General features: G+C 44.9%; 22 protein-coding genes. 12 read left to right on the top strand and 10 right to left on the bottom strand.

Annotated elements, in window-relative coordinates:
* Window positions 1-54: 54 nt before the first annotated feature.
* The 3 genes from BN3349_RS05670 to rpsI all read left to right on the top strand — a co-directional run bounded on the left by BN3349_RS05670 (window position 55) and on the right by rpsI (window position 1,722).
* Window positions 55-651: a class I SAM-dependent methyltransferase gene (locus tag BN3349_RS05670; RefSeq protein ID WP_040976371.1), complete on the top strand. Its 597-nt coding sequence runs from the start codon at window positions 55-57 to the stop codon at window positions 649-651.
* A gap of 233 nt (window positions 652-884) precedes the next feature.
* Entirely contained in the window at window positions 885-1,313 is a 429-nt protein-coding gene (gene rplM / locus BN3349_RS05675) for a 50S ribosomal protein L13 (RefSeq protein ID WP_032108986.1), read from the top strand.
* 16 nt (window positions 1,314-1,329) lie between these two features.
* Window positions 1,330-1,722, top strand: coding sequence for a 30S ribosomal protein S9 (gene rpsI, locus BN3349_RS05680; RefSeq protein WP_017806615.1), 393 nt, complete (start codon window positions 1,330-1,332; stop codon window positions 1,720-1,722).
* A gap of 557 nt (window positions 1,723-2,279) precedes the next feature.
* On the opposite strand, the gene BN3349_RS05685 is transcribed toward rpsI, so the two are convergent.
* Both BN3349_RS05685 and BN3349_RS05690 read right to left on the bottom strand, forming a co-directional pair.
* On the bottom strand, window positions 2,280-2,450 hold the full coding sequence (locus BN3349_RS05685) for a zf-HC2 domain-containing protein (RefSeq protein WP_048736331.1): 171 nt from the start codon (window positions 2,448-2,450) through the stop codon (window positions 2,280-2,282).
* Window position 2,451: 1 nt separating this feature from the next.
* Window positions 2,452-3,021 carry a sigma-70 family RNA polymerase sigma factor gene (locus BN3349_RS05690; protein ID WP_040976372.1) on the bottom strand — a complete coding sequence of 190 codons (570 nt, stop codon included), beginning with the start codon at window positions 3,019-3,021 and terminating at the stop codon, window positions 2,452-2,454.
* A gap of 133 nt (window positions 3,022-3,154) precedes the next feature.
* Here BN3349_RS05690 and BN3349_RS05695 point away from each other — a divergent pair, with 133 nt between their 5' ends.
* From BN3349_RS05695 to BN3349_RS05710, 4 genes are all read left to right on the top strand, one after another.
* Window positions 3,155-3,451: a hypothetical protein gene (locus BN3349_RS05695; RefSeq protein WP_245853748.1), complete on the top strand. Its 297-nt coding sequence runs from the start codon at window positions 3,155-3,157 to the stop codon at window positions 3,449-3,451.
* Between the two features lie 160 nt (window positions 3,452-3,611).
* A complete protein-coding gene (msrB, locus tag BN3349_RS05700) occupies window positions 3,612-4,586 on the top strand; it encodes a peptide-methionine (R)-S-oxide reductase MsrB (protein WP_370738137.1) in 975 nt (324 codons plus the stop codon).
* 1 nt (window position 4,587) lies between these two features.
* Window positions 4,588-5,238 carry a cytochrome c biogenesis protein CcdA gene (locus BN3349_RS05705; RefSeq protein ID WP_040976375.1) on the top strand — a complete coding sequence of 217 codons (651 nt, stop codon included), beginning with the start codon at window positions 4,588-4,590 and terminating at the stop codon, window positions 5,236-5,238.
* Between the two features lie 17 nt (window positions 5,239-5,255).
* A complete protein-coding gene (locus BN3349_RS05710; RefSeq protein WP_040976376.1) occupies window positions 5,256-5,732 on the top strand; it encodes a redoxin family protein in 477 nt (158 codons plus the stop codon).
* Window positions 5,733-5,773: 41 nt separating this feature from the next.
* Here BN3349_RS05710 and deoR read toward each other — a convergent pair whose 3' ends face one another.
* Genes deoR through BN3349_RS05730 form a run of 4 tightly spaced genes read right to left on the bottom strand, consistent with a single transcriptional unit; the run spans window position 5,774 to window position 10,533 of the window.
* Window positions 5,774-6,529, bottom strand: coding sequence for a DNA-binding transcriptional repressor DeoR (deoR, locus tag BN3349_RS05715; protein WP_040976377.1), 756 nt, complete (start codon window positions 6,527-6,529; stop codon window positions 5,774-5,776).
* 6 nt (window positions 6,530-6,535) lie between these two features.
* Complete coding sequence (locus BN3349_RS05720; protein WP_040976378.1) at window positions 6,536-7,987, bottom strand: FGGY-family carbohydrate kinase; 1,452 nt, start codon at window positions 7,985-7,987, stop codon at window positions 6,536-6,538.
* 13 nt (window positions 7,988-8,000) lie between these two features.
* On the bottom strand, window positions 8,001-9,029 hold the full coding sequence (locus BN3349_RS05725; protein ID WP_040976379.1) for an ABC transporter permease: 1,029 nt from the start codon (window positions 9,027-9,029) through the stop codon (window positions 8,001-8,003).
* Window positions 9,019-10,533, bottom strand: a complete 1,515-nt coding sequence (locus tag BN3349_RS05730) for a sugar ABC transporter ATP-binding protein (RefSeq protein WP_040976380.1) — start codon at window positions 10,531-10,533, stop codon at window positions 9,019-9,021. The genes BN3349_RS05725 and BN3349_RS05730 overlap by 11 nt, the downstream gene beginning before the upstream one ends.
* A 217-nt stretch (window positions 10,534-10,750) precedes the next feature.
* On the opposite strand from BN3349_RS05730, the gene BN3349_RS05735 reads away from it, so the two are divergent.
* Complete coding sequence (locus BN3349_RS05735) at window positions 10,751-11,692, top strand: sugar ABC transporter substrate-binding protein (protein WP_040976381.1); 942 nt, start codon at window positions 10,751-10,753, stop codon at window positions 11,690-11,692.
* Window positions 11,693-11,796: 104 nt separating this feature from the next.
* On the opposite strand, the gene BN3349_RS05740 is transcribed toward BN3349_RS05735, so the two are convergent.
* The 3 genes from BN3349_RS05740 to BN3349_RS05750 all read right to left on the bottom strand — a co-directional run bounded on the left by BN3349_RS05740 (window position 11,797) and on the right by BN3349_RS05750 (window position 16,181).
* Entirely contained in the window at window positions 11,797-13,587 is a 1,791-nt protein-coding gene (locus tag BN3349_RS05740; protein ID WP_040976382.1) for an aminopeptidase P family protein, read from the bottom strand.
* Between the two features lie 12 nt (window positions 13,588-13,599).
* Window positions 13,600-15,051 carry a peptide MFS transporter gene (locus tag BN3349_RS05745; RefSeq protein ID WP_040976383.1) on the bottom strand — a complete coding sequence of 484 codons (1,452 nt, stop codon included), beginning with the start codon at window positions 15,049-15,051 and terminating at the stop codon, window positions 13,600-13,602.
* 281 nt (window positions 15,052-15,332) lie between these two features.
* Window positions 15,333-16,181 carry a patatin-like phospholipase family protein gene (locus BN3349_RS05750; RefSeq protein WP_040976384.1) on the bottom strand — a complete coding sequence of 283 codons (849 nt, stop codon included), beginning with the start codon at window positions 16,179-16,181 and terminating at the stop codon, window positions 15,333-15,335.
* Window positions 16,182-16,299: 118 nt separating this feature from the next.
* Here BN3349_RS05750 and truA point away from each other — a divergent pair, with 118 nt between their 5' ends.
* The 3 genes from truA (at window position 16,300) to folC (ending at window position 19,420) form a co-directional block, all read left to right on the top strand.
* Window positions 16,300-17,094: a tRNA pseudouridine(38-40) synthase TruA gene (truA, locus tag BN3349_RS05755; protein WP_040976385.1), complete on the top strand. Its 795-nt coding sequence runs from the start codon at window positions 16,300-16,302 to the stop codon at window positions 17,092-17,094.
* Window positions 17,095-17,178: 84 nt separating this feature from the next.
* Window positions 17,179-18,099: an acetyl-CoA carboxylase, carboxyltransferase subunit beta gene (accD, locus tag BN3349_RS05760; protein ID WP_040976386.1), complete on the top strand. Its 921-nt coding sequence runs from the start codon at window positions 17,179-17,181 to the stop codon at window positions 18,097-18,099.
* Window positions 18,092-19,420: a bifunctional tetrahydrofolate synthase/dihydrofolate synthase gene (gene folC, locus BN3349_RS05765; RefSeq protein WP_040976387.1), complete on the top strand. Its 1,329-nt coding sequence runs from the start codon at window positions 18,092-18,094 to the stop codon at window positions 19,418-19,420. Before accD ends, folC begins: the two co-directional genes overlap by 8 nt.
* Before the next feature lie 50 nt (window positions 19,421-19,470).
* Here folC and cls read toward each other — a convergent pair whose 3' ends face one another.
* Window positions 19,471-20,934, bottom strand: a complete 1,464-nt coding sequence (gene cls, locus BN3349_RS05770) for a cardiolipin synthase (RefSeq protein ID WP_040976388.1) — start codon at window positions 20,932-20,934, stop codon at window positions 19,471-19,473.
* Between the two features lie 30 nt (window positions 20,935-20,964).
* Between cls and BN3349_RS05775 the strand changes: the two genes are divergently transcribed.
* The gene (locus BN3349_RS05775) at window positions 20,965-21,627 is read left to right on the top strand and encodes a TIGR01621 family pseudouridine synthase (protein WP_040976389.1); all 663 of its coding nucleotides are present in this window, start codon (window positions 20,965-20,967) and stop codon (window positions 21,625-21,627) included.
* Window positions 21,628-21,640: the final 13 nt, after the last annotated feature.

Consider the following 21,640-nt stretch of genomic DNA (forward strand, 5'->3'; position numbering starts at 1 on the left):
TTAAAAAATAAATTTATATCTTTCCATTCGGTTAATTATTTTCAGGAGACGACTATGACAAAATGGGATGAACGCTATCAAACTGAAGATTATATTTTCGGTACGCAACCAAATGAATTTATTGCCCGAATTCGCCCTTATTTACCAAATACCGGACGAGCGCTGGATCTAGCTACCGGAGAAGGGCGCAACGGCATCTTTTTAGCCCAACAGGGGCTAGAAACGGAAGGCGTGGATATGTCTGCCGTTGGTTTGGCAAAAGCACGGCAACTGGCACAACGCTACAATGTGGCTTTTACCACGCGCTTGGCGAACATTACCGAAATGCCAATGCCGGTGCAGCATTATGCAGTGATCAGTTTGGTGTTTTGTCATTTTGCGGAACCCGAGCGCACTTGTATGATGCAACGCATTGTTCATGCACTGCAACCGGGCGGCTTATTCGTCGGTGTATTTTATCATCCGGATCAGCTTCATTACGGCACGGGCGGACCGAGTAATATTGAAATGCTGGGAACTTTGGCGCAAATGCAACAGGCACTTTCCGGGCTAGATTGGCTTATTGCCGAACACCGTTTATGTGAGATGAACGAAGGCAACCGCCATATCGGCACCAGTTCGATCGTTTGTTTGCTGGGGCGTAAACCCTAACGATTTTTATTTTGACGTTCACAGAAAAAAGTGCGGTCGAAATTTATCCTGTTTTGTATATAAATCATTGGCATTCGGCGCAAATTTTTGTATAATCGCCCGACCCTGTGAATGTGGCGGATTCCCACCGCGCATTATTTTATTGAGATCACACTCGAAGGGGTGCAGATTGAGATTCATGGTTGTGTCTTTTTGACACTGGGTATTAATATTTTTAATTGGTAATTAAATTAATGAAAACTTTTGTAGCAAAACCGGAAACGGTTAAACGCGACTGGTATGTAGTGGATGCGACAGGTAAAACTTTAGGTCGTTTAGCCACCGAATTGGCCCGTCGTCTTCGTGGTAAACATAAAGCTGAATATACGCCGCACGTTGACACCGGTGATTACATCATCGTAATTAATGCGGAGAAAGTTGCCGTAACAGGTAAAAAAGAAAGCGATAAAATTTACTACTGGCACACAGGTTATGTAGGCGGTATCAAACAAGCGACTTTCGCAGAAATGATCCAACGCCGTCCTGAAGCAGTGATTGAGATTGCGGTTAAGGGTATGTTGCCGAAAGGCCCATTAGGTCGTGCAATGTTCCGTAAATTGAAAGTGTATGCGGGGGCAGAACACCAGCACGCAGCACAGCAACCACAAGTTTTAGATATTTAATCACGGGGTTAGGAAAATGGCAGAGAATCAAAACTACGGCACAGGTCGCCGCAAAAGCTCTTCAGCTCGTGTATTTATCAAACCGGGCAGTGGTAAAATCACTATCAACCAACGTGAATTAGATGTATATTTCGGCCGTGAGACTTCACGCATGATCGTACGTCAACCATTGGAATTGGTTGAATTGACTGATAAATTAGACCTATACATCACTGTAAAAGGTGGTGGTATTTCAGGTCAAGCGGGTGCAATCCGTCACGGTATCACTCGTGCGTTGATCGAGTATGATGAAACATTACGTCCAGCATTACGCGCAGCAGGCTTCGTAACCCGCGATGCTCGTCGTGTTGAACGTAAAAAAGTGGGCTTACACAAAGCACGTCGTCGTCCACAGTACTCAAAACGTTAAGTGCGACAAGTTGTCGTACTTGTGGCAATATTTCCTTATATATCAAGGGTTTGTTGCTTGGTTGGAGCAGTGTTCTTATATGTTTCAACCAACTTTTCAAGCTCCTCTTGGAGGGGCTTGGGAAGCAGACAAGAGACGGAGCGTTGCTCAAGATCTTGTGCTAAGTTGGGAAAGTAAATGACCAACTCGAAAGGCTGTAAGGTATGATCTTCACTTTTATGTACTTAGTATTTGAAGTTTAAATATTAAGAGGAGTAAGCAAGCAAGATCCGCAGACCGAAGTTACCCATACTTCCAGTTTAGGTAAAACCTAAAGACAATTCACGACCTGTCGTGTTTCAGTTGAGTTACCCATACTCCAGCACAGAGAACATTTACAGCACCTACTATAAATAAAGTCCAAAAGATCGCCCCGCCACTTAAGCTTTTATCATCATTATTGCACTTTAGCCAAGTCAAACAGAGAAGCATTGTCAGTGCTTTTTAACCCGATTAGGTACAAGAGCGGTTGAAATTTCCGGTATTTCGGCAGCGCCTTTTACACCACCGAATTACCTTTACTTATCTGCAAACTGTTTCATCAGCTTATTGATTTGTTTGCAATGTTGTTGGAAATTGCGACAGTGGGGGCAGAAGAGCAAATGTGTCTTCATACCGACTTTTTCATGCAAACTTAGCGTTCGTTCTCTTGAATCGGAAATCAATTTAGTGACTTGTCGGCAATTCATATCATTCTCCCTGACGAAATGTTCCGGATAAACAATGTTGTAGTTGTAATCGGGCCCGATAGAGCAATGTGTGCAGATTTTCCCGAGTAATATCGACGGTATGACAAATTTCGTCCGATGGCAATTCCAGATATTCCCGCATCATAAAAACCCGTCCTTGGCGCGCCGGTAGGTGAGTGAGGCAGGCTTCAAATAATTGCCAAAATTCTTGTGAATAAATCTCGCGCTCCTGCCAGTCTGTCGGGCAACATTCGCTTTTCCAATGCCCGTTGCGGTCAAAAAAGTGGTTATCTTCTTCTGCGGATTGAAGATCGCTTTCGACGATAAACCGATCTTTTTGGCGCAAATAATCAATAATTTTATTTTTCAAAATAGCGAAGACCCAAGTTTTTAATGCTGCCTGACGTTTGAATTTATCAATATTTTTGACCGCACTTAATAAGGCTTCTTGCACAAGATCTTCTGCAAGCGTACCGTCTCGCAGTTGGAGACGGGCAAATTTTAACATTTGCTCTCGAATTTCTGTGAGTTGCTGCGCAGAAAAAGCGGAATTAATTTCATTTACTATCATATAGTTATAATTTTTTTAAAAAAAGTTGTCATTTTTTTGTCAGGATTTCGGGCGTTGTCCGACTAACTTTAATGTGAAGGGGATTCTTTCATAACATATTAATTCATAATCAACAATTAACTAGAAGGAAAACATGATGAAATTATTAACTAACACATTGAAAGCGTTAAGCCTTGTTGCTTTCTTTTCTGCTGCCGCCGTCACTGCCAACGCCGGAGAGATGAAATCTCAACATACCGCGGAAGAGACGATGATGCAATCGAAACATGCGGCAAAGGATAGCATGATGTCAACAGAAATGAAATCCGATTCTATGATGAAGAAAGATTCTATGATGGAAGAGGAGATGAAACAAGAGGACATGAAAAAAGACGATATGAAGAAAGAGCAAAAAATGAAGAAAGAAAAAATGACCAAACACAATATGTAATTTGGCGTGTGGGCGTCAGGTTCACAACCGTCGCCCATACGGATGAGTCGTCATAAAGGGGAACGATATGAAATACAATAAACTTTTTTTATTTTTGATGTCGGCAGCGGTATTCGCTTCACCGGCGGTAGCACATGAAATACATTCGGATAAGGCAAAAATGATGGAAAATACAAAAACATTGCAAGAAGATCTCCGGGATATTTATTTAGCTGGCGGTTGTTTCTGGGGAATTGAAGCCTACATGGAAAAAATATATGGCGTAAAAGACGCGACTTCCGGTTACGCCAACGGCAAGACTGCACAGACCGCCTATCCGATTATCGGCAAAACGGATCATGCGGAAACAGTACATGTGACCTATGACGCCAATAAAGTTTCGCTGGATAAATTACTGAAATATTATTTTCAGGTCATTGATCCGACCAGTGTCAATAAGCAAGGCAATGATCGCGGCAGACAATACCGTACTGGCATTTATTATCAAAACGATGGAGATAAGGCGATCATTTTAACCGCACTTAATGCGTTGCAGGCAAAATATAAAGATAAAATTCAGATCGAAGTTGAACCGTTAAAACATTATATTTTAGCGGAAGAATATCATCAGGATTATTTAAAGAAAAATCCGAACGGCTACTGCCATATTGATTTAGCGCAGGCAGATAAGGTGATTATCGATCCGCAGGATTACCCAAAACCGAGTGATGCCGAGCTGAAAGCCACACTTACGCCGTTGCAATATAGCGTCACTCAAAATAAAAATACCGAGCATTCGTTTAGTAATGATTACTGGGATAATTTCGAGCCGGGTATTTATGTCGATATTACCACCGGCGAACCGCTGTTTTCTTCCGCCGACAAATACGAGTCGGGTTGCGGCTGGCCGAGTTTTACTAAGCCGATTGTGGAAGATGTTGTGACCTATGCGGAAGACACCAGTTTCAATATGGTGAGAACCGAGGTCTTAAGCCGTAGCGGAAAAGCACATTTGGGTCATGTTTTTAACGACGGACCGAAAGAGAAAGGCGGGCTGCGTTATTGCATCAATAGCGCCTCGATTAAATTTATTCCGCTGGATCAAATGGAAGCACAGAATTACGGTTATTTAATCAACCTTGTTAAAGGAAAATAAAATGTTTGAGCAGAATTTATTAGTCGGTAGTGTTTTTTTAGCCGGATTGGCGTCTTTTTTATCGCCCTGTATTTTCCCGATTGTGCCGATTTATTTCGGTATTCTAAGCAAAGGTGGCAGAAAAATATTAAACACCTTATTGTTTATATTGGGTTTATCGCTGACATTTATCGGACTGGGTTTCAGCTTTGGTTTTTTAAGCGATATTTTATTTAACGACACTGCCAGAATTATCGCGGGCGTTATTGTTATTATTCTCGGCGTACATCAGTTGGGTCTTTTAAAGATCGGACTGTTAGAACAGACTAAATTGGTTGAAATAAATACGGATAATAAAAGTGCGGCGCTGCAAGCGTTTGTTTTGGGGCTTACCTTCAGTCTGGGCTGGACGCCTTGTATCGGACCGATTTTAGCCGCCGTGCTGGCTTTGTCCGGCGATGAAGGTTCCGCGTTATACGGCGCAGGCATGATGCTGGTTTATGTATTGGGGCTGGCGACACCGTTTATCCTCTTTTCATTTTTCTCCGACAGTTTATTGAAAAGAACCAAAGCACTGAATAAACATTTAACAAAATTTAAAATTATCGGCGGAATCCTGATTATTCTGATGGGCGTTTTATTAATCACCAACAACCTACATATTGTGATGTAACTACAGGAGAAATAAACATGAAAAAAATTATCGGATTAATGATGTTATTGTTCAGTTTTAATCTTTTTGCAGCAGGAGAAGTCAACTTGAAAAACATTAAATTTAAAGATCTTGAGCAGAATACTGTCACGCTCGAACAGTATCAGGGAAAGAAACTCTACGTCAAAATGTGGGCGTCTTGGTGTCCGATTTGTTTGGCGGGATTGGCAGAGATCAACGAATTAAGCGGCGAGCCGAACAACGATGCCGCCATTATTACCATTGTCTCTCCCGAACATAAAGGTGAGAAATCGACCGCCGATTTTATCCAATGGTATAAGGGATTGGATTACAAAAATATCATAGTGTTGCTAGACGAAGAGGGCGAAGTGATCAAAAAAGCCAAAGTCCGCGGCTATCCGACCAATTTGATTTTGGACGCCTCATTGAACGTCACAAAAACCATCCCGGGACATTTGAGTGCCGAACAAATTAAACGCTATTTGTCTGAGTAACTTCTTCCGTAAAATCCCTGTATTCCATGCAGGGATTGTCATTACACCATGATATTTAACTGTGACGACACGGAAAAATCATCCGGCAGGGATTGATTACAGATTATTGTGTCAAACTCTTCCAGCTTACCGAAATAAGCCTGCTGTACCTGATTAAATTTGGAATGATCAAAAATAAGGATCTTTTGTGCAGTTTTTGCCATTGCTTTGTGTTTAATCTGCGCTTCATCTAAACGGAAACACGTTAACCCAAGGTGTTTATCCACACCGGAAGCCGAGATAAAAGCCTTGGTCGTACAAATGAGATCCAACAAATTCGGATTTTGCACCGGATTAATAAATAAATCGTCTTGTGAATAAGAACCGCCACACAGATAAATTTTACAGTTGGGTTTTTCTCGCAAAATCAGAAAAGTATTGATAGAACAACAAATTGCGGTAAATCGTACCGTATTGGGAATTTGAGAAGCAATAAAAGGAATGGTCGAACCGCCGTCAAAGAAAATAGTATCGCCTTCTTCCACCAAATTTGCCGCGATTTTACCGATATGAATCTTTTCTAATACATTTTTAGTTTGGCGTTGGGATAACAAATGGTTCAGCTGGGGCTGATCTTGGTTGTTCTTTAAAATATAGCCGCCGATAAGACTCATGTTACTATGTTCGGTGTTCACGTCACGGCGAATAGTCATTTCCGATACATTAAGTAATTCCGCGGCATTGCGTAAATGAATTTTATCTGTTTGGGTAAGCAGAAATTCCAATTTCTGTACCCGTAATTGCGTTTTTTTGTCCATCTGATATTAGGCCATCACCGATAAAGCATCGACAAGTTTTTGGTAACGTTGATATTTTTCTTGGTACAACGAAAAATTTTGTTTACTCGGTTGAATGGTCTGCATTGCAACCTGCGCTATCATAGCATTTTTTTCAGCTTTCCGGACACCCTGCATTGCGATTAAGGCCGCCCCAAAGCACCCGGTTTCCTCAATTTGAGGAATTTCAAGGGTTAAGCCGGTTAAATCCGCCAGCATTTGCAGCCAAACTTGCGATTTAGTCACACCGCCGGTAATGCGTAAAATCTGCGTATTTGGAAACCGCACTTTCATGCGTTCCAAATGGTACATTAGGCTGAATAGAATTCCCTCATAAACCGCCTGCAATAAATGGGCTTGAGTGTGATAGGATTGCAATCCGTAGAACCCGGCCTGCATGCCCAGTTTAATGTTGGAACCGTACAAAAAAGGGACAAACAGTATTGAACTGGATACCGGCGGTAAATCGGCAATGATTTTATTGACTTCGGAATAGGTAATATTTTCCCATTTGTTGATAAACCAATCGAGGTTGCCGGCAGAAGTTGGACTGTCATCATGAATAATAAATTTACCGTCCTGAATGTAGCGCCCGCAAATTAACCCTGAGGTTTGATCAAATTGCGCACTGACACCGCTGACGATTGTCCAGGTACCAAGGACGACATTTAACGTCTGTTCGTCTTGCAGATTGGCGCAAAGTGCGGTGGAAACGACATCAAATAATCCTCCGACCACTTTGGTGCCAATTTTTAATCCGGTTTTTTTCGCTGCTTGCAAATTAACGGTTCCGGCAATTTGATTGCCTTTTATAATCGGTGGTAATTTATCAAATATTTCTTCAATACCAAATAGCTTGGTCAGTGCGGGATCGTATTGTCCGGTATGCATATTATAGAAGTTAGATTCGGAAATATTCGTTTCTTCGCAATGCAGCTTTCCGGTTAAACAGAAACGCAAATAATCATGCGACATCAATACATGATTAATTTTTGTATAGCGTTCCGGTTCATTTTCTTTCAACCAACGTAAAATGGATACCGGGTGCCCGCTCCATAAGGCTTGAGAGGTTATCGGATAAATAATCTCGGGAATGGCTAACTGTCGCCAGCGTTTTACTATGGCTGTCGCACGCTGATCGGAAGATAAAATCGCGCGTCCCAGCGGTCGCTTGTTTTTATCCAACAAAAACGCACCTTTACCCTGCGCTGAAATACCGACGGCTTCGATTTGCGCCGGCGCGATATTGCTTTTTTGCACGGTCAGTCGGATAACATCCGCACAGACCTGCCACAGTCGGTTCATATCCCGCTCGGCATATCCTTCCCGGTCACTGATAATTTCTACGTTTTTTCGTTCACAGGCGTACATTTTACCTTGCTGATCAAAGAGTGCCGCTTTGATAAAGGTTCCGCCGCAATCAATACCTAAATAAAACATACCGCACTTTTCCTTAGGATTTTCTGAAAATCAGATTTTTAAAACTTTGCTTGGATATTTCGCCACGTCTGATTTGATCCATAAAGACCGCCAAAATGATCACAAGACCGATGATTAAGCGTTGCAGATAAGAGGTTACGTTCAGCAAGGTCAGCCCGTTTTGCAACACGCCCATAATTAACGCCCCGATCGCGGTGCTTAACACTGAACCGACGCCGCCAATTAAACTCGTACCGCCGATAACGGTGGCTGCAATCGCATCCAGTTCATAACCGGTGCCGGCAATAGGTTGCGCCGCGTTTAACCGCCCCACTAAAATCACCGCGCCCAAGGCGGCGAGTAATCCGTTGATTGCATAGGTTCTTACCTCCAGCTTGTTCACATTAATACCAGATAGTTTGACGGCTTCACGATTGCCACCGAGTGCATAGACTTGCCGTCCGAAAATAGTTTGAGTCAAAATATAATAGCTGAGCGCAACGACGATCAACGCCACAATGACCGGTACGGGAATGCTGAAATTTTCTGCCAGCGGAATCTTACCATTGCCGAAAAAACGCAAGGCGTCAGGAAAATTATAAATGGTTTTGCCATCCGAAAGCGTGAGAGCTAAGCCGCGGGCGATTCCCATCATGCCAAGGGTAGTAATAAAGGAAGTTACCTTACAATACACAATAATAAAACCGTTTAGATAACCGCATAACGCACCAACCAGTAACGCGCCGAATACCGATAAAATCACGACAAAAATGACCGCACTTTCGGAGGGATTTTCACCTAACCAATCCATTCCTTTGTGCACAAAAAGCCCCAGACAAACGGCGCTCAGCGCCACGATAGAACCGACTGACAAATCAATGCCGCCGGTTAAAATAACATACGTCATGCCCACTGCAATAATGCAAATCACCGAGACTTGCAGCAAAATGTTTAAAATATTGTGTGTGGATAAAAAGCTATTAGAGGCAAAAGACATGGCGACAATCATCAAGACCAGTACCAGACCTATACCTAATTTTGAAATCATTTTATTAACATTCATTGTTACGCTCCTGACTTTTACCGAGCCCCATCATTGCATGCATGATATTTTCTTCATTCATTGCACTGCGTTGTGTGATTTCCGCGACTAATTCTCCGGCCTTCATCACTATAATCCGATCCGACATCGTAAGCAGTTCGGGCAAATCCGAAGAAACCATAATGATACTGCCGCCATTATCGGTAAAATGACGCATCAAATCGTAAATTTCGGATTTTGCACCTACATCGATACCACGTGTCGGTTCGTCAAAAAACAGAATTTTCACACCGCTTTCTAACCAGCGGGCAATGATCACTTTTTGCTGATTACCGCCGGATAGCGTTTTGGTTATTTGATCCTGACTGTTACAGGCAATGCGCAATTTATCTTTATTTTTCTCCGCCACTTCGCGTTCTTGTTTTTTATCCAGTCGCCAATGCCGCCAAAAACGCGATAGGATAGGCAACGTAATATTTTCACGAACATTCATTCCCAGAATTAGACCTTGTGATTTACGGTCTTCGGTAATCAAGCCAATATGCTGTTTTACGGCCTGTTCAGGACTGGAGATCGTTACTTTTTCGCCGTTTAGATAAATTTCTCCCTGCGCCTCATCTGCGCCGTAAATGGCGCGTAACAATTCCGTTCGTCCCGCTCCGACCAGACCGGCGAACCCTAAAATCTCACCTTGATTCAAATGAAAGGAGATTGGACAAAGTTTACTGTTATGCAAATTTTCTACGCGTAAAACTTCATGTTCAAATTGCACATTACGCTGATAACGGCTGAAATCCACATCACGACCGACCATTAGACGTACGATTTCATCAGCTGAGGTTTCGGCAAAAGGCCGCGTACCTGTGACGACACCGTCTTTTAATACGGTTACCGTATCGGCAATGTAATTGAATTCTTCCAAACGATGAGAAATATAAATCATCGCGACATTTTCTGTTTTAAGCTGATGAATGATTTTGAACAGGGTTTCCGTATTTTTACGCGAAATGGATGCGGTCGGTTCATCAAAAATAATCACTTTGTAACGACTAAACACTGCCTTTGCAATTTCAACCATTTGTTGCTGGGCAATGGATAAATCCGCGACTAAATCATCCGGTCGAATATCTAATTCCAGTCGATTAATGATTTCCTGTGTGCGTATGCGCATATTTTCCCAATCCATTTTGCCGAAAAAATGTGATTGTTCATTGCCTAAAAAAATATTTTCCAGCACGGTTAATTGAGGAACCAGCATTAATTCCTGGTGAATAAAGCCAATACCGGCTTGTTGTGCCTGCTTGACGGATTGGGGTAAATAGGGGCGTTGATAAAATTTCATCGCGCCTTGATCGGCATGATAAATACCGGCAATAATCTTACATAACGTGGATTTTCCTGCACCGTTTTCACCAATCAAACAATGTACTTTACCCGGATAAATATCCAGATTGATATTTTTCAGAATTTCCACTCCAAAAAATTGTTTACATATATTTTGTAATTGCAAAATAGGTTCAGCCATTTTCTGTTCCGATTAGTTTAGATAAACATGTTTAGGTTACTCTATAATTTCGCAATAAAATGAGATCTCTCTCGCAAAATGAAAAATAGATTACAATCCAAGATTTATTTTGTGATATTAATCACAATAAAGCCGTTGATTTGAGAATAAACTAACATTAATTACAACAAAACTGTTGTAAGTTAATCACATCGACTTAACCATAGGGGAAATCAATATGAAACGTAATTTATTGCATAAAACCTTATTATCCGGATTATTCGCCTTGTCTGTTACCGGTTTTGCCAATGCGGCGGAAAAACCACAAATCGCCTTATTAATGAAAACGCTGAGTAATGAATATTTTATTTCAATGCAACAAGGTGCCGAGGAAACGGCGAAACAAAAAAATGTGGATTTAATTGTACAGGTGGCGGAAAAAGAGGATTCTACCGAACAATTAGTCGGCTTAGTAGAAAACATGATTGCCAAGAAAGTCGATGCGATTATTGTGACACCGAATGATTCGATTGCTTTTATTCCGGCATTCCAAAAAGCGGAAAAAGCCGGAATTCCGATCATTGATTTAGATGTTCGGCTTGATGCTGACGCAGCTAAAAAAGCCGGTTTGGCATTTAATTATGTCGGTGTTGATAATTTCTACGGCGGCTATTTAGCGGCAAAAAATCTTTCAGAGGCGCTAGGTGGCAAAGGCAAAGTCGCAATGTTGGAAGGGATTGCCGGTGTGGATAACGGCGAGCAGCGCAAAGCTGGCGCGTTGAAAGCATTCGGTGAATATCCCGACATTCATATCGTCGCATCACAATCCGCTAACTGGGAAACGGAACAAGCATTAAATGTGGCGAGTAATATCTTAACCGCAAATCCGGATATTCAAGGTATTTTTGCGGCTAATGATAATATGGCGATCGGCGCGGTTACGGCGGTAGAAAATGCCGGGTTGGCGGGGAAAGTGCTCGTAACGGGTTACGACGGTATTCCGCTTGCCATTGAATATGTAAAACAAGGCAAAATGCAGAATACCATTGATCAATTGCCGAAAAAACAAGTCGCCATCGCGATTGAATCTGCGTTAAAACAAATTAATAAACAGCCGATTGACCCGGTCGTTTACGTAGAACCGGTTGTGGTGGACAAAAAAGAATCGGCGAAATATTAACCCGGTTTGTATAAATGACTATCCGTCTTTGTACGGACTGAAAAGTGCGGTCAGTATTTGGCCTGTTTTTCCACTGAAAAACGGTGCGAAAACCGACCGCACTTTTAAATCGCTGCCGTATTGTCCAATAACCATTCTTTGGCTCGACCTTCGCAATGAGGGGCGAGTTTGTCGCGTACGGTGCGATGATAATTATTTAACCAGTCGATTTCATTTTGATTCAGCAATGATTTATCAATAAGTCTGGTGTCAATCGGGCAGAGAGTAACGGTTTCAAAGCATAGGAAAGTACCGAATTCGTGTTCCTGCGGTTGTTCAACGGGCTGATTTACAACCAGATTTTCGATGCGGATTCCCCAGCGCTGCGGGCGGTATAATCCCGGTTCGTTGGAGGTAAGCATACCTGCCCGCATGGCGTGTTGCGGTTGTGGGGCGGCATGGTAGGAAATCACCTGCGGACCTTCGTGAACATTCAGTACATAGCCGATGCCGTGACCGGTGCCGTGTCCGTATTCGCGCTGTGCCTGCCATAACGGCTGGCGGCAGATTGCATCCAACATCGGTGACAGAATCCCTTCGGGGAAAATCGCCTGTGCCAGCGCGATATGCGCTTTCAATACGTAAGTGAAATCCCGTTTTTGTGCATCGCTCGCGTTGCGTATGGCGATCACGCGGGTAATATCCGTTGTACCGGTGTGGTATTGCGCGCCGGAGTCGATTAACAAGACGCCGTTGCCTTCGATACGGCTGAAATGCTCGGCAGTAGCGGAATAGTGGGGTAGTGCGGCATTGGCGTTAAAGCCGGCAATGGTGTTGAAACTTGGCGAAATATAGTGCGGTCGATGAGAACGGTGTTTAATCAGCATCTCGCTGATATCCAGTTCGGTAAACGCCTTATTTTCTGCGATGAGCTGTTCCAATTCGGCAAAAAAACCGGCCAGCGCCACGCCGTCCTCCACCATTGCCTGACGAATAAAGGCGATTTCCTGTGCGGATTTCATCGCTTTTAAATAGGTGCTGGGATTGATTGCTTCAATTAGTGTTACCTGTGCCGGCAGTTTCGCCAACGTACTGATTGCGACTTTGTTCGGGTCGAGCAAAAGACCGCCTTGCAGCGCCGCCATGCGGTCTGTCACGGCGTGATAATCTGCAACGCGAATGCCGGCCTCATCCAGCAGGGCCGAACATTGCGCGTTGAGCTTACTGGGTTCGACAAAAACTGTTGCGCTGTCGTTTTCAATCAGCAAATGGGCAAGAAAGACAGGATTATAAGGCACATCGCTGCCACGCAGATTAGTCAGCCAGGCAATGTCATCCAAGCTGGAAATTAAATGTGCATTTGCGCCTTTTTCTTGCATTGCGCGGCGGATTTTCGCCAGTTTCTGTGTAGCAGATTGCACCACGAATTCGCCAGCGTGCGGATAAATTGGCGCCGCGGGCAAAGGCGGACGTTGCGACCAAATATCGGCAACAATGTCTGATGCGCTACACAATTGAATTGATTTGGCGGCAAATGCCCGTTCCAGCTGACGCTGAGCGGATAGCGAAAGCCCGTCGGCGGCAGCACCGACAGTGGCGCCTGTGGGTAAATTATTTATCAGCCAGTCGATGTGAGTTTGCCCCGTTCCCAATTTGCCAAGGCTAATGCCGCTGCCGTTCAGCTGCTCTGCCGCTTGTTCCCAATAGCGGCTATCCACCCATAAACTTGCCTGTGTTGCCGTTACTGCCAATGTGCCAACTGAGCCGGTAAAACCCGATAACCAACGACGGGTTTGCCAATGTTCGGGCAGATATTCCGAAAGATGTGGATCGGCGGAAGGGGCGATCCAGCCGTCGAGTTGATGTTGCTGCATTGCCTGCCGTAAACGGGCAAGCGGTGAATGTTGAGCTGTCATAATACCTCCAAATCAGTCAATACCGCTGAGCATGCGGTTTAAATTATTGGTGAAAACCAGCAGTAGCACACCACAACCGATGCCAATGCCGCCAAGCAGACCGTAAAAATGTAACAGTGTATCGGCATGATAAAACCATTCGAATATCAAGCCGCCTAAGGTGAAACCGATAGAGAGTGAAAGAAAATTCAGTGCCACCATTTGTGTTTTAAAATGAGGCGGTGCGATCTTGGTTGCAAAAGACAGCGAAATCGGTGAAATCAGCAGTTCGGCAAGAGTGAGTACAATGATCGACAGCGCAATAAAAATCAGCGGCATAACGGTGTCGCCGAGAAATGGCATATACAGCAGATAAAACACGCCGACCGTGATTAAACCGTAAGCAAATTTATCCGGTGTTTTCGGCTGATTTCTGCCCATTTTCATCCATAACCCCGCCAGCAGACCTGAAAACAGAATTACCCATAATCCCTGAATTGAACTGAACCAAGCAACCGGAATCTCAAAGCTGCCGAACATCCGCTGCGCTTTTGCGGTTTCGTCGATATAAATCGTGATCACGGTATAAAACTGAAACCATAATGCCCAGAAAATACAAGAGATTAAAAACAGCGGTAAATAGGCCAGAATATATTTTTTCTGGGTTGACGTGCTCTGTTTGCCTTTTAACAGGCGGGTAAAATAATACACCGAAAGCAGGACGACCACCGCCAATAACACCGATTTAAAATTACCGAAATGCAGCCAACCAAGCGCAATCGATAGGGCAAAGAGCGCTAAACCTAACAAGGTAAGGCGGAAAATCGCCGGTTTTTCATGGGATTGTAACGGAAAAGGGGCGGGGGTTTTAGGGAGAAATTTCCGTCCGCGACTGTATTGCCATAAACCGAACGCCATGCCGATGGCGGCCGCACCGAAACCGTAATGAAAACCGATATTACTTTGTAGCAGCCCTGTCAACAGTGGGCCGAGCAGTGCGCCGATATTAATGGCGATATAAAAAATGGAAAAACCTGCATCACGCAGATGGCGGGTTTCTTTGCTTTCATAGAGTTGTCCGACCATGGAACTTGCCGAGGCTTTCACGCCGCCGCTACCGAAAGCAATCAACACTAAGCCGGCTATCAGCCCGACAAAATCGGGCACAATTGCCAGCGCAATATGTCCCGCCATGACCACCACGCCCGACCAGAATAGAGTGCGTTCGGCACCGATTAAACGATCCGACAGCCAGCCGCCCAAAATTGTGGCTAAATAAATACTGCCGCCATAGGCACCGACAATGCCGCCGGCCACAGTTTTATCAATGTTCAGACCGCCGTTTATGGTGTGATAGTACAGGTACATCATTAAAATGGCTTGCATGCCGTAAAAAGAAAAGCGTTCCCACAATTCGATCTGGAACAGTTTGCTCAGCTGAAACGGATGCCCGAAAAATGTCCGTGCGGTTGGGGTCGGTGACATATCGTCCTCCTCGTGATTAAGTCAATAAGCGTGCAACATCTTGTGAAATGAAATCATTGGGTTCGAACTTAACAAAAATTTAACACAAAATCTGAGAAAGAAGAATATTTTTTTAAGGAGTAATCCTGACGCTAAATCATGCGTCATTATCCGATGCGCTATGCTACCAAAATAACATACCAAGTGCGGTGAATATTAAGATATTTTCTGAGGCTGAAAACCCTTTAAAAAATCGACCGCACTTTATAGGTGTTCTGCCGGTGTATTTGCCTGAACATGCGTTAAGCCGAATGATTTAAATAGCGTGTTAAATTATCCAGCTCCCGTATGCCATCGTTGACGCCCAACTCATACATTGCTTGAATTTTATTTAAATCCTTTTCAATACGACCGATGGGCAAAGACACTGACGGGCGGATAACGAAAATCCAGTTTTGCTGGTGCAGACGGATAATTTCCTCCACTCGGCGATTATAATCCAAATGACGGCGGGACAAAGTATCAACTAAATTCGGATACTTACGATAAAATGCGTTAATGAAATAGCGATTGGCGGCTGTTTTGCGGTAATCAAAAGGACGAGTTAGGATCACAATAATTTTGTCATACCCCAACGATTGACAATAGGTTAACGGAATACTGTCGGCGATGCCGCCGTCTAAATATTTGTTGCCGTTAAATTCAATCATTTTTGAGACGAAAGGCATGGCGGAGGTAGCGCGCAACAACTCCATTTGCGCAAACACATCGGTGATTTTGACATATTCTGCCAGACCGCTTTCCACATTAGTCAAGGTTACATAAAAATCAATTGCGGATGCTTTGAATGCGGCGTTATCAAAGGGATCCAGCGTAACGGGAACTTCATAAAAAGCAAATTCCTTATTGATAATATTGCCGGTAGTCAGCAAACTGCGCAATCCGATATAGCGTTTATCATTGATATATTTCAGGTTATAACGAATAACTCGTCCGCGCTGACGAGAAGGATAATTGGCACCGAACAATGCGCCGGCGGACACACTGACGATGCCATCGACCCAGATATTTTCATCCATCAACACATCCAGCACGCCGGCGGTAAACATACCGCGCATTCCGCCGCCTTCCAGAACTAAGCCGATTTTCATCCGTTCACCTTTTATTCAATTATATTCAGACTTGCCATCATATCACCCCAACTTCATTCTATAAACCGGAAATTTCCCCTATAATAGCGCGATAAGATCAACAGTTAAGGAAAATAGCATGAAAATCGCGCTCGGTATCACCTATAACGGCAAAAATTATTTCGGCTGGCAGCGTCAAGAAAAGGTGACCAGTGTACAGGCAGAACTGGAAAGGGCAATCGCTTTTGTTGCCGATGAAGAATGCGCGGTTTTTTGTGCCGGACGAACTGATGCTGGCGTTCATGCCACCGGACAGGTCATTCATTTTGAAACCGCTGCGTTGCGACCGGAAAAGGCTTGGTGTTTCGGCGTGAACGCCAAGTTGCCCGATGATATTGCGGTTACGTGGGCAAAACAGGTGGATGATGATTTCCATGCGCGTTTCAGTGCGACGGCGCGCCGTTATCGTTATGTGATTTATAACCATAAATTGCGCAATGCGATTTTACCTGACGGCATCACTCATTGCCATTTGCCGCTGGATCATCAATTAATGAACCAAGCCGGGCAGGCGTTAGTGGGCGAGCATGATTTTTCCGCGTTTCGTGCTGCGCAATGCCAGTCAAATACGCCGTGGCGCAATGTGCATCATCTGCATGTAATTCGGCGCGGCGATTACCTCGTAATTGATATTCAAGCGAATGCGTTTGTTCATCACATGGTGCGCAATATTGTCGGCAGCCTGATTGAAGTCGGTTGTCAACAGCGACCGGTAGCGTGGATTGCCGAATTATTGGCCGAAAAAGACCGCACTTTGGCGGCGCCGACGGCCAAAGCGGCTGGCTTATATTTGGTGCATGTCAGCTATCCGGCGCGTTTTGCATTGCCGCGACATAACTTGGGGCCGCTGTATTTAGAAGATGAACTTTGGTAGCCACATCAGACCTTTAGCGCTGGCATATTAGGCTGAATTATGGTGTAATAGCCGGAATTTTCTCATTGATAAAAAAGGTTAACTATGAGCTGGATTGATAGAATTTTTAGTAAAAACACCGCCTCATCATCGCGTAGAGCCAATGTCCCCGAGGGCGTGTGGACGAAATGTACCGCTTGCGAACAGGTGTTATATCGTGACGAATTAAAACGCAATCTGGAAGTTTGTCCGAAATGCGGGCACCACATGCGAATCGATGCGCGCGAGCGTCTGCTGGCGTTGCTGGATAAAGACAGCGTGCAGGAAATTGCCTCAGATCTGGAACCGAAAGATGTGCTGAAATTCAAAGATTTGAAAAAATATAAAGACCGTCTTTCTGCGGCGCAAAAAGACACCGGGGAAAAAGATGCGTTGATTTCCGTGTTTGGTACCTTATACGGCATGCCGGTTGTGGCGGCAGCGTCGAATTTCAGTTTTATGGGCGGTTCCATGGGCTCGGTAGTCGGCGCAAAATTCGTTAAAGCGGCGGAAAAAGCCATGGAGGAGCATTGTCCGTTTATTTGTTTTTCCGCAAGTGGCGGTGCGCGGATGCAAGAGGCGCTAATTTCATTGATGCAAATGGCAAAAACCAGCGCGGTGTTGGCAAAAATGCGGGAGCAGGGGGTGCCTTTCATTTCAGTGTTAACCGATCCGACTTTGGGCGGTGTTTCCGCCAGTTTTGCCATGCTGGGCGATATTAATATCGCAGAACCCAAGGCATTGATCGGTTTTGCCGGTCCGCGAGTGATTGAACAAACCGTTCGCGAAAAATTGCCGGAAGGTTTCCAGCGTTCGGAATTTCTGCTGGAAAAAGGCGCAATTGATATGATTGTAAAACGGGCCGATATGCGTGAAACTCTGGCAAGTTTATTAGGCAAACTAAGTAATAAACCGTCGCCTTTTATTGAGCCTGAATCTGAATTATTAGTAGCAGAAACGGAAACTCTTGTTGCAACCCATGAATAATTCAAGTAAACCGTTAAAAGCCACTTCGTCCCTTCAGGAGTGGCTTTCTTATTTAGAACATAGCCATACTAAGGCGATTGATTTGGGACTGGAGCGGGTTGCCGCGGTGGCGCAGGCGTTGGATTTATTGACTCCGGCGCCTTTTGTGATCACCGTCGGTGGCACCAATGGCAAAGGCACGACCTGCCGTTTGCTGGAAACACTGTTGCTGAACGCAGGGTATCGTGTCGGGGTGTATTCGTCACCGCATTTGCTGCGTTATAACGAACGGGTGCTGATCCAAAACTGTGAGCTGGATGATGACGCCCATTGCCGCGCGTTTGCTTTTATTGAGCGGCATAAAACTCAATCGTTAACGTATTTTGAATTCAGCACATTGGCCGCGTTGTATTTATTCAAACAGGCAAAATTGGACGCGGTTATTCTGGAAGTTGGACTGGGCGGGCGTTTGGATGCGACCAATGTGGTGGACAGCGATATTGCGTTGATTACCAGCGTTGATATCGATCACACGGATTTCCTCGGTTCGACGCGCGAACAAATCGGGTTTGAAAAAGCCGGTATTTTTCGTGCCGGCAAACCGGTGGTGATCGGCGAACCGGATATTCCGGCATCCATGCTGGAACAGGCGCATAAGCTGGGTTGCCCGTTAGCCTGCCGCGATCAGGACTGGCGGTTTACGCTGCAAGGTGAAACTTGGGATTGGCAGAATGAAAAAGTGCGGTGGGAAAATCTGCCGTTTGCGCAAATTCCGCTCGCCAACGCCGCGACCGCACTGGCTGCTATTCAATATTTACCTTTTGTTATTACGCTGCAGCATATTCGTCAAGCATTGCAGCAAGTGGCGTTAACCGGACGCTTTCAAACCTTGTCGGTGGAAAAACGCACGGCGCTGGGGCGATGCCTTGGAAAACCGGTTGAGAGGTTGCCGCGCGTGATCATTGACGTCGGACATAATCCTCATGCCGCACGCTATTTAGCCGAAAAACTGACCGCACTTAAAGGGCAGAACGACGGTAAAATAATCGCAGTGTGCGGCATTTTGAAAGATAAAGATGCCGTCGGAGTGCTGACGCCGTTGTTACCGTTGATTGATTATTGGTACTGCGTAGGGCTAGACGGTGAGCGCGGGCAATCCGGCGAGGCATTATTTGCGACTCTGCAACAAACGGCAGGGTTGGTGCATCAATCCGCGGCGGGCGAAAGCGCAAATAATGTGGCGCAAGGCGTGCAACGTGCGCTAGCAAATGCGCAGGAAAACGATCTGGTACTGATATTCGGTTCTTTTCATACCGTTGCCGATTTTCTGGCAATGCTGTGAAAAAATAACGGGCGGTTGAGATACCGTCCGCTGTTTTTGGTCATATGCCCTTACAGCAGCGGGCTGAACAGGAAAAACAGGCGCTCAATAATGCGGTGATGAACCGGGCGAGTTTTCCATTTTGCATAATCCAATTGAGTGGAATTGTTCAGATAATTTTCTTGTAATAATGTGATTTCGTTGGCAAAAGCCAGATCTTCCACCACCATCGTGACTTCAAAATTGAGCAGAAAACTGCGCATATCCATGTTTACCGTCCCGACCAGTGCTAGCCGATTATCGATCAATATGCTTTTGGTGTGCAGTAATCCTTTGTTGAATTTATAGATTTTGACCCCGGCTGCCATCAGATCGTCAAAAAAAGTGCGGCTCGCCCAGCCGACCATTACCGAATCGTTTTTCTGCGGTAAAATCAGTGTGACTTCTACACCACGTAGCGCGGCGATCTGTAATGCCTCGGCGATACTGTGGCTGGGTACGAAATAAGGTGATGTGATAGTGATACTTTTCCGTGCGGAGAAAATCGCAAGGGACAGTGATTGTGCCATCAAATCATCAGGAAAGCCCGGACCGGTCGCCAAAATTTGCACTGCATGGGAATTGTCGTTGTCTATTGGCAGCAGCGGACAGTCGGGCAACGCCAACGGTAATTCGCGTTCGGTTTCAATTTCCCAGTCCCACGCATGTAGGCTGTTGAGCACCGGCGACACCGGACCGTTGATACGTACCATAATATCAACCCATTCGCCCACATGACTGTCTTGTTTGAAATATTTGGGGTCAACCATATTCATACTGCCGGTATAGGACAATTGATTATCGATCACAATAATTTTGCGGTGCTGGCGTAAATCAATCCGGCTGAGAAACATACGCAATAAATTCACATGCAGCGCTTCGGTGATTTCAATGCCGTTATCCCGCATGATTTTACAGCTATGGCTTTTCAGAAAACTGCGGCTGCCTACGCTGTCGAGCAGAATTCGGATTGCCACGCCGCGGCGGCGGGCGTTAATCAGTGCGGTTTGCACCTGATTGATCAGTCCTCCGTCAGACCAGATATAAAACACCATATTGATAGTCTGCGTGGCGGCATCAATATCGCGGATAATGCTGTTGATAATGCTTGCTGGCGTATCCAGAATATGCAATTCATTACCCAGCACACAGGGAATATGCAGCCGTTTTTTCGCCAGATCGAACAGCGGGCGATAAAGCAGGGTATTGCGAGTATTGATAAGATTGTGGCACTGAGCGAGATTATCAAACCAGCAGTTGAATTTCGGCAATTGGCTGCGAAACGCCTTTGCCCGCCGAGTGCCGAGATTAATTTCACCGAAAATCAAATAAGCGAGAATACCGACCACCGGCACCAAATAAATCACCATCAGCCAAGACAAGGTGGCGGAGACCGATTGTTTTTTAATGATCAACCGCAGTGTAATGGAAATGGTCAGCACCCAAATTATAGCGGGGATAATGTATGGTATAATTTGCTCAATGGAAAAACGCATTATTTTTTAACCGCACTTTATTTAATCACTATGCAACCTATTGAAATAGTTTACACCCATCCGGATTTTATCATTATAAATAAACCCTGTGGTGTCAGCGTACACAAAGATAACAATGCCATCGGTCTGACTACAATCGTTGCGCGTCAGCTCCGGCTGCCGCGAGTCTGGCTGGTACACCGTTTGGATAAAGTCACCTCAGGCTTATTGATATTGGCTTTAAATGAACAGTCCGCCGCGCAATTATCCCACCTATTTGCGCAACATGCCATTCAAAAAACGTATCTTGCATTATCTGTGCATAAACCGAAGAAAAAACAAGGCGTTATTGCCGGCGATATGGCAAAGGCGAGAGGCGGCGCGTGGAAACTCACCCGGCAACGCGAAAATCCCGCGATCACCCGCTTTGTTTCAGTCAGCTGTGAGGCGAATTTGCGACTGTTTGTGTTATCGCCGCAAACCGGCAGAACCCATCAGCTGCGGGTAGCGATGAAAAGCCTCGGCAGCCCGATTCTAGGCGATGAGCTGTATGGCGGAAAGGCAGAAAAATCCGACCGCACTTATTTGCATGCCTATGCCTTGAACTTCATTTATCAAGGCGAAGAGATTGTATTGCGTCTTATGCCAAAGTGCGGTGCATTTTTTAATAAAAATTCAGTGCGGGAGGCGATCTGCGCGCAAAAAACCAAATAATCGCCGAAACCAC

This window comes from Necropsobacter massiliensis (assembly GCF_000827595.2).
Taxonomy (GTDB): Bacteria; Pseudomonadota; Gammaproteobacteria; order Enterobacterales; family Pasteurellaceae; genus Necropsobacter; species Necropsobacter massiliensis.

What these genes read in the sequence shown, in the direction of transcription:
- msrB (WP_370738137.1), top strand. Translation starts at nt 3,612, where the DNA reads ATGATGGAAAATACAAAAACATTGCAAGAAGATCTCCGGGATATTTAT.
- rplM (WP_032108986.1), top strand. Translation starts at nt 885, where the DNA reads ATGAAAACTTTTGTAGCAAAACCGGAAACGGTTAAACGCGACTGGTAT.
- BN3349_RS05720 (WP_040976378.1), bottom strand. Translation starts at nt 7,987, where the DNA reads ATGTTTTATTTAGGTATTGATTGCGGCGGAACCTTTATCAAAGCGGCA.
- BN3349_RS05735 (WP_040976381.1), top strand. Translation starts at nt 10,751, where the DNA reads ATGAAACGTAATTTATTGCATAAAACCTTATTATCCGGATTATTCGCC.
- BN3349_RS05775 (WP_040976389.1), top strand. Translation starts at nt 20,965, where the DNA reads ATGCAACCTATTGAAATAGTTTACACCCATCCGGATTTTATCATTATA.
- BN3349_RS05690 (WP_040976372.1), bottom strand. Translation starts at nt 3,021, where the DNA reads ATGATAGTAAATGAAATTAATTCCGCTTTTTCTGCGCAGCAACTCACA.
- BN3349_RS05705 (WP_040976375.1), top strand. Translation starts at nt 4,588, where the DNA reads ATGTTTGAGCAGAATTTATTAGTCGGTAGTGTTTTTTTAGCCGGATTG.
- truA (WP_040976385.1), top strand. Translation starts at nt 16,300, where the DNA reads ATGAAAATCGCGCTCGGTATCACCTATAACGGCAAAAATTATTTCGGC.
- accD (WP_040976386.1), top strand. Translation starts at nt 17,179, where the DNA reads ATGAGCTGGATTGATAGAATTTTTAGTAAAAACACCGCCTCATCATCG.
- BN3349_RS05710 (WP_040976376.1), top strand. Translation starts at nt 5,256, where the DNA reads ATGAAAAAAATTATCGGATTAATGATGTTATTGTTCAGTTTTAATCTT.
- BN3349_RS05695 (WP_245853748.1), top strand. Translation starts at nt 3,155, where the DNA reads ATGATGAAATTATTAACTAACACATTGAAAGCGTTAAGCCTTGTTGCT.
- folC (WP_040976387.1), top strand. Translation starts at nt 18,092, where the DNA reads ATGAATAATTCAAGTAAACCGTTAAAAGCCACTTCGTCCCTTCAGGAG.
- deoR (WP_040976377.1), bottom strand. Translation starts at nt 6,529, where the DNA reads ATGGACAAAAAAACGCAATTACGGGTACAGAAATTGGAATTTCTGCTT.
- BN3349_RS05725 (WP_040976379.1), bottom strand. Translation starts at nt 9,029, where the DNA reads ATGAATGTTAATAAAATGATTTCAAAATTAGGTATAGGTCTGGTACTG.
- BN3349_RS05745 (WP_040976383.1), bottom strand. Translation starts at nt 15,051, where the DNA reads ATGTCACCGACCCCAACCGCACGGACATTTTTCGGGCATCCGTTTCAG.
- rpsI (WP_017806615.1), top strand. Translation starts at nt 1,330, where the DNA reads ATGGCAGAGAATCAAAACTACGGCACAGGTCGCCGCAAAAGCTCTTCA.
- BN3349_RS05730 (WP_040976380.1), bottom strand. Translation starts at nt 10,533, where the DNA reads ATGGCTGAACCTATTTTGCAATTACAAAATATATGTAAACAATTTTTT.
- BN3349_RS05670 (WP_040976371.1), top strand. Translation starts at nt 55, where the DNA reads ATGACAAAATGGGATGAACGCTATCAAACTGAAGATTATATTTTCGGT.
- BN3349_RS05740 (WP_040976382.1), bottom strand. Translation starts at nt 13,587, where the DNA reads ATGACAGCTCAACATTCACCGCTTGCCCGTTTACGGCAGGCAATGCAG.
- BN3349_RS05685 (WP_048736331.1), bottom strand. Translation starts at nt 2,450, where the DNA reads ATGAATTGCCGACAAGTCACTAAATTGATTTCCGATTCAAGAGAACGA.
- cls (WP_040976388.1), bottom strand. Translation starts at nt 20,934, where the DNA reads ATGCGTTTTTCCATTGAGCAAATTATACCATACATTATCCCCGCTATA.
- BN3349_RS05750 (WP_040976384.1), bottom strand. Translation starts at nt 16,181, where the DNA reads ATGAAAATCGGCTTAGTTCTGGAAGGCGGCGGAATGCGCGGTATGTTT.